Origin of the sequence: Marinifilum sp. D737, from assembly GCF_026672275.1 — a bacterium.
GTDB lineage: Bacteria > Bacteroidota > Bacteroidia > Bacteroidales > Marinifilaceae > Marinifilum.
This window is the reverse complement of sequence record NZ_JANQCD010000067.1, coordinates 1-7,057: the sequence shown is the minus strand read 5'-3', so window position 1 is coordinate 7,057 and position 7,057 is coordinate 1. Positions and strand designations below refer to the sequence as shown.

At 31.8% G+C, this 7,057-nt stretch carries 6 protein-coding genes; all 6 read left to right on the top strand.

Annotation, left to right across the window (positions count from 1 at the left end; translation table 11 throughout):
• The coding region (locus tag NQ163_RS20280; RefSeq protein WP_268192142.1) for a hypothetical protein at positions 1-272 on the top strand (272 nt) is incomplete at its 5' end.
• A complete protein-coding gene (locus tag NQ163_RS20275) occupies positions 245-736 on the top strand; it encodes a hypothetical protein (protein WP_268192141.1) in 492 nt (163 codons plus the stop codon). The genes NQ163_RS20280 and NQ163_RS20275, both read left to right, overlap by 28 nt.
• Before the next feature lie 156 nt (positions 737-892).
• Positions 893-1,855, top strand: a complete 963-nt coding sequence (locus NQ163_RS20270) for an SMI1/KNR4 family protein (protein ID WP_268192140.1) — start codon at positions 893-895, stop codon at positions 1,853-1,855.
• A gap of 149 nt (positions 1,856-2,004) precedes the next feature.
• Positions 2,005-2,454 carry a hypothetical protein gene (locus tag NQ163_RS20265; RefSeq protein WP_268192139.1) on the top strand — a complete coding sequence of 150 codons (450 nt, stop codon included), beginning with the start codon at positions 2,005-2,007 and terminating at the stop codon, positions 2,452-2,454.
• A 641-nt stretch (positions 2,455-3,095) separates the two neighbouring features.
• A complete protein-coding gene (locus NQ163_RS20260) occupies positions 3,096-5,585 on the top strand; it encodes an AAA family ATPase (RefSeq protein ID WP_268192138.1) in 2,490 nt (829 codons plus the stop codon).
• Positions 5,586-5,791: 206 nt separating this feature from the next.
• Complete coding sequence (locus tag NQ163_RS20255) at positions 5,792-6,829, top strand: hypothetical protein (RefSeq protein WP_268192137.1); 1,038 nt, start codon at positions 5,792-5,794, stop codon at positions 6,827-6,829.
• The last annotated feature ends 228 nt before the right edge of the window (positions 6,830-7,057 follow it).

Below are 7,057 nucleotides of genomic sequence, written 5' to 3'. Positions count from 1 at the left end.
TTTATTTACAAGTTAAGCCATTATTATTGCGAAGTAAAGTTTTTATTGTTAGATTTATGAACAAGTTATCAAGAGTTGTGCAACAGGCACAAAAGCTAAATTGCATGGGCGGTGATGCGCAGTTTGAAAGCTTAGCTCAATTAAGAAACACCAGCAAGCCGCCTAGCAGTATTGTATTTATTAGGGTAATTATCAGTCCTGATTTTTTAAATTTAAAACAAAGCACGTCAATAAAGATTACAATATGTTCCAAGTTTATTTTGTCCTTATAGTACTTGTTGCAATTTCATCTTTCTGGATTATAAATCGGATACTTAAACGAAAATTAAAAAAGAAACTGACTCGGATTTTGATTCAAAGTTTTATAGGAATATCAATAGCTCTTGCTGCTATGATAGCTCCTTTCTATATATTCTTTTCCATGATTGAGAACTATCCTGTTTACACAGTACAAATTGACGAACAATATTATTACAAACAACAAGAATTTGGCTTTGCAACCACAATGCCAGGAACTAACTTTCAATTTTGTAAGCAAAGAACGCTATGGTTCGACAAAGTAATAGGAGATATAAATTGGAATTATGATACGGAAGGCTTTGATGTTAAAGTAAAAAACATCAATGATTCTAGGATAAAAAAGAGATTAATTGTTAATGTAAATAATAAGATATCTTTAGATACAACATTAAATTTTGATGAGTATTTTTACATTAAATATTACAATAGAGAATAATGAAATTACTGTTGCCAACAGCGGGTGCGCATGCCGAAGTTCGGTTCGGCAGGATACAGAAGTGAGAATTTGAACGACAGAACTATAAACAACAAACCTGTGGAGACGGCGGCACGACGCCATACCCGCGAAACGGTAGCAGCAATATAGCAATAGATGAATAATTTAACAGACATTGACTTGACGGACTTTTGGGAATCATCAGAATATTCAGATAATAAATATAAAAATGAATCTGTGACTGAGGAGTTAATCACTAAAGTTGAATCCAGGCTAGATTATAAGCTACCGGAAGCATACATTGAACTGATGAAAAGTCAAAATGGAGGCATTCCTGTAAACACCTGCTTTCCTACAAATGAAAGTACCTCATGGGCAGAAGACCATGTTGCCATTAGCGGAATAATGGGGATTGGATTTGAAAAAACTTATTCTCTTTGTGGTGGATTAGGAAGCCAATTCATGATTGATGAATGGCAATACCCTAATGATGGAATATATATTTGCACTTGCCCTAGTGCAGGTCATGATATGATTCTATTAGATTACTCAAAATGCGGAAATGAAGGAGAACCTGAAGTCGTCCATGTTGACCAAGAACATGATTACAAGAAGACTTTTTTAGCAAGTGATTTTAGCGAATTTATCAAAGGTCTTGTGAATGAGAGCGAATATGATAACTCAGAAGAAGAATTAAAAGAGACATTAGAAGCCCTTAAAAATGGACGTTTTTCGGATGTTCTCCAACAGTACTTTAAAGCTGATAAATCAATAGATTTTGACAAAGTTCTGCGAAATCTATTTAAAGAATTAACTAATGAAAAAGGATATTTTGCACTTCACGCGGATCCCTTGTCCTATTTAGCTTATGACATTCAATTCTATCTACTAAGTATCAATAAAAAGATTAAATCAAAGAAGCAATTCGTTGAAGAGTACCCACTTATGGTGGCAATGGGAAACAATGAGATATCAACCGGAGGTTATGCTGACTTTTTCTCAGATTGGTATGATTTAAGAATTAAAAATAAAGAAATCAAAAGTGGATTCTTTAGTAGTGTAAAATTCACAGATAACTACAAAGCAACCCTATTTGAGCAAATTGAAAAATATAAATAACTACCCCTGACAGCACAAGTTTGTAACTCCTGCTCTGCATAGCAGAATGCTTTTCTGCCCAATGGAAGAGGTCTTAACTACAAGCTCGAACCAGCAAGGTGTAATTAAAAGTGTACGATTAAAACAGTTTTGTAAAAACAGAAAAAAATATGGGTTTATTTGATATTTTTAAGAAAAAACCAAAATTCCAAGATGACTTATTCGGAGAACTTGGCTATACAACATTCAAAGATTCCTCAAAAAACTTTTACGAAGGTTCTGTGATTTTTCAAGCTCAGGAGATTGGAATATGTGTTGATGCTGATGAAAATGGACCTTCCAATTTACAAAAAGACTTTTTTAAAAGGCTCGACAATGAATATGATGAGATAAAGAATGCCATTATTATTCCATTTTTAAGAAAGGAACTTGAGGAATATATTGAGAACTCAGGGATTGACAATTTCGACAAGGAGTTCAGTTTTGATGGGATTCATTTAGGTGTATTCAGCGGTGATGATACTGAATGGTCAATTACTTATGATTCCAATCCGTTGAAACACTATGTATCCATTGACTTTGAAGGAATGACACCAAAGTATATGACAATAGACGGATAATAAAAAAGGTAGGATTATAAGAAGTAAAATTGTTTGATTTGGCACAAAAAACATCTCTCGTCAATGGGCAAAGCCAATTTTGCGACAAAAATTTGCTCTCGTCAATGGGCAATGACCATTTTGCCACAAAAAAATGCTCTCGTCAATGTGCAAAGGCACATTTGCCACAAAAAAGATCTCTCGTCAGTGGGTAAAGCCAATTTCGCGACAAAAATTTGCTCTCGTCAATCGGCAATCACCATTTTGCCATAAAAAAATGCTCTCGTCAATGTGCAAAGGCAAATTTGCCACAAAAAAGAGCTCTCGTCAATGGGTAAAGCCAATTTAGCGACAAAAATGAGCTCTCGTCAATCGGCAATGCAGTAAAATATTCATAATGGAATGATTATTTGCTGTAGTACGAAGAATTAAAAGAGGGTTTTGTCTTTTATTTCGTTAAGCTATAAATGCCCATAGGCCGACGGCATTGTACAAGCATGTTTTATCCTTTATTTGGAATTATTCTGCGAAGAAAATTGAACTCTCTTAATAATATTTTGTTAATTTTAGAAAACAAAAGGATAAAACACTTTTACGTTAGGCGCAATTATAACTAAGAGACCGTAAAACAACACAAACAATTAAGAAAATAGATATAAAATATGAAAGATATTGACGTAGCCCATAAAGATTTCTTGACATTTCAAAAGGACTTTGAACTTTTAAAGGATTCAAATCTCACAGAAAGTGACACAAGATCAAAACTTATTGATTATCTATTTATTAGTGTTTTAGGTTGGGAAGAGAAAAATATTAATAGAGAGGGCTATGTCAAAGAAGGCTATTATGATTATTTGTTTTCAATACCTGGTTTCCAGTTTTTAGTTGAAGCAAAGAAGAATTTTGTTGAATTTACGTTACCTCAAAAACATCATGCTGTTACACTTGGAACTTTAGAGAAAGGAAATAAAGAAGTAATAAAGCAAGTAAGAAGTTATCTTTTTGAAATAGGATTGCAATATGGAATTATCACGAATGGACATCAATTCATAATTGGTAAATTTTCTAATACGGATGGAACAGATTGGAGAAAGAATAAGTGCGCCATTTTTAATGGATTAGATGATGTTGAAAATAGATTTATTGATTTTTTTAATGTTTTATCTAAAGCCTCCTTAATAGAAAATTGTGGATTCAAACTTTCTATTGATGAAGTATTACCCAATGGAAAAAAAATCATATCCACTATAGCATCTAAAGATGCTGAATTAATAAGGAATTCTCTAAGTGCAAACTTATTACCAATTCTTGATGATATTTTCGGGGAACTATACAGTTATGATGAATTAACCAATAAGGAATTGATAAAAGAATGCTTTATTGAAAATAAAGAAATAAAGAAAAACAAGTCTGAAATAGAAAAACTATTTGCAGATAAACCACCAAAATTAGAAGAGATAGTACAGGTTAGAAATACAAAAAATCTTTCTGAACAAATTCAAACTGAAATTGATGAATATCCTATTAAAAAAGATATCGACGCCCCTAAACCAATTATAATAGTTGGTTCTAAAGGAGCAGGTAAAACTACCTTTATAAACTATCTATTTAAAAATAATTTCAATGGTGACATTCATAAGGAGCATCCATATGTTTATATTGATTTTAGAGATTATTCAAGTAAAGATTTCAAAGATTATCAACAGAATGTAATTAGTGATATACTTGAAAGAATTTATGAAGACTATTCTGATTTAAAACTACATTCAAAAACAGCTTTAAAAAGAATCTATTTCAAAGAAATCAGAAGGAATGACGAAAGTATATGGCAAAGTGATAAAGAGTCCAATCCTGATAAGTACAATGACAAGCTTGACTCTTTTCTAGAAAACGCTTTAAAAGACAATGAAAATCACTTTTATAAATTATCTGAATATCTTATTAGAGAAAGAAGAATAAGACTGTGTATAATTATTGATAATGTTGACCAGTTTGATATATCAATTCAGAAAGATGTATTCTTGTTTTCGCAGAGCATAAATAGAAAGGGGAAAGTGAATGTTGTTCTATCCCTTAGGGAAGGATATTATTACAAATGGAGATACCAACCTCCTTTTGATGCTTTCCCTCCCAATGTTTATCACATTACAGCCCCACCTTACAACGAGGTTCTTCATAGAAGAATCAATTATGCTTTGAAATATTTGAATGTAATTGGAAAGTCGGAAGGAGCACTTAAATCTGGTGCGAAAGTTCAGATTGATAACGAATCTGTGAAGGATTTTCTTTTAAGTCTTGAAAAAACATTGTTTAGCAATACAAACTCTGAAATGCTAAAGTTTATTCAGGAAACTACTTATCCAAATATTAGAGAAGGATTAGAAATATTTAAACAATTTTTAATTTCAGGGCATACTGAAGTTGACCAATATATTATACGACAACGAACATCGCCAGACAGTAAAATTCCAATACCATTTTGGGAATTTGTAAAAGCTGTCGCACTTAATAATAAAATGTATTACAATAAAGAAATTAGTGTTGTTTGTAATTTATTTTCACCAGCAGAAGGTAGTAGGAATCATTTTCTTAAGATAAAGCTCTTAAGATATCTTGATAACAGAATTGTAAAAGGAGGTCAAACTGAAAAATTTATTTTAATCAATGATTTAATTTCGACTTTTAGTTCAGCCGGTTATAATCTTAGGATAATTGTTAATGAGCTGAATCTTTTAAGTAAATATCGCTTAATAGAAACTGATGACTTGATTTCAGATATTGAAATTAACACTGAATTAATTGAAAATCAAAGTGTCGCAATATCACTTAAAGGACATTACTATGTTAATGTTTTAAAGAATAAATTTTCATATTTAGAGATGGTATTACAAGATACACAGATATTCGATGATGAGTATTTTGCAAAAATAAAGGAAGTATTTCCGTTATCAAATGAGCATGGGAAAAGGCAATTGGACTTACGAATTGAAACTGTTAAGCGATTCATGGAATACCTGAAGAATGAAGAAAAGAAAGAGAGTATTGAAAGTGAGACTATTGCAAAAGGTATAGTAGATGAGATATACGATACTAGTCTGTCTCATACATTGTATCGGATTGCAGGAAAAATAAAAGCGCCTAACAATGTATAAAAACATAAGTGGTTCAGTGGTTTACGAAGGTTTGGAGCGTTTAATCAGCACCGCCAAATCTGTGATTTGACGGTTTGTTTTAAAACTTTAATTTTATGTCAAAACGCAAATTTGGCTCAGTGCAACTTGACAGGTTTGAGCTTCGAAATCACTTACGTTTCTTATACTCACCGTTAGCTTTAATATAAAACAAGAACAGACCATATATGAAAGAGAAAGAATTAATAAACTCCTTTAGTCATTTTCTTATTAGTCAAAAAGATTTCCTTCAAGATTGTTTATCGTATAATTATGGTTTTACTTCTAAAAAGGGCAATGTTTCATATATAGACTTAATTATATTTGACGATAATATAGTTAATCAACCATTAGCTATCGTCGAATTTAAGATAAATATCCCGGCTGAAGGAGCAACAACAGAAAGAACAAAAGAACTCCTTAACTATGTTGGAGAGATTGATGTCCCCGCATATTTAATTTGTCCATCCGAAAATGATTTTTGGATTTATGAACTGACTGATGGAATTTGGCAACGACTGGAAAAGTCTAATTTTCCAGATTTCAAAGCTCTTAAGGGAATATTTGCTGCTAAAGCAAAATTAAAGGGATTTCAAGATGCAAAAAAAGCTAAAGAAAAAGCACGAAAGCTTCAAAGGAAAAAAGCCTACACATCTTTATTTTCAATTATTATTGCCATAGTAGGTGGACTAATTACAACTATAGCAATAAGTGGTATTTTCTCAACAAAAAACGAATCACGGCCTAGTGATAAAGATTTTGTTCAGAGAATTGAAAGCCTTGAAGAAAGAGTAAGAGCTAATCAGAAATATTCAGTTTTATTTTCTAATCAGCTCGCTGAAATGCTTGCTGCTGGTGACAGTTTAAAAGATTCAAACCAATCCAATAATTATTATCATAGAAAACTATTAAAAATTAATCAATCTGTTGATTTGATTAAAGCGGATAATTCTAATTTGAAAACAGAATTAGAACAACTTAAGCATACCATTTCAAAAGACCCATTATATCTAATCGAGTTAAGTACAATTCGAACTGACATAGTTTTACTAGAAAAGGAATTGGATAGTGATATAAACATTATAAAAAGTGAATTAAAGTCTACTGATGAGAAATATAATTTTTTGATTGGTGGGATTGTTACGTTAATTATTTCGATACTAGTATTAGCTGTGCCCAATTTGATACAAGGGATAAAAAATACTAAAGTTAACAGCGGGTCATAGCGCATGCCGCGGTTTGGTTCGGCTGGATGTAGAAGTGAGAATTTGAACGACAGAATACTAAATAACAAACATGCAGAATCGGCATTCCTTTTATTTGAGCGTTAAGTACAATCAAAAAAAAACATCCACTATCGATTATGAAAAAAGTCTTACATTTACCTTATGGACATAAAACTAACAGAAGAAGAAAAAATTAAAATTCTCAATTCCGATGACATATGCGGCATT

Coding starts and splice junctions, on each gene's coding strand:
- NQ163_RS20260 (WP_268192138.1), top strand. CDS start 3,096: ATGAAAGATATTGACGTAGCCCATAAAGATTTCTTGACATTTCAAAAG.
- NQ163_RS20255 (WP_268192137.1), top strand. CDS start 5,792: ATGAAAGAGAAAGAATTAATAAACTCCTTTAGTCATTTTCTTATTAGT.
- NQ163_RS20270 (WP_268192140.1), top strand. CDS start 893: ATGAATAATTTAACAGACATTGACTTGACGGACTTTTGGGAATCATCA.
- NQ163_RS20265 (WP_268192139.1), top strand. CDS start 2,005: ATGGGTTTATTTGATATTTTTAAGAAAAAACCAAAATTCCAAGATGAC.
- NQ163_RS20275 (WP_268192141.1), top strand. CDS start 245: ATGTTCCAAGTTTATTTTGTCCTTATAGTACTTGTTGCAATTTCATCT.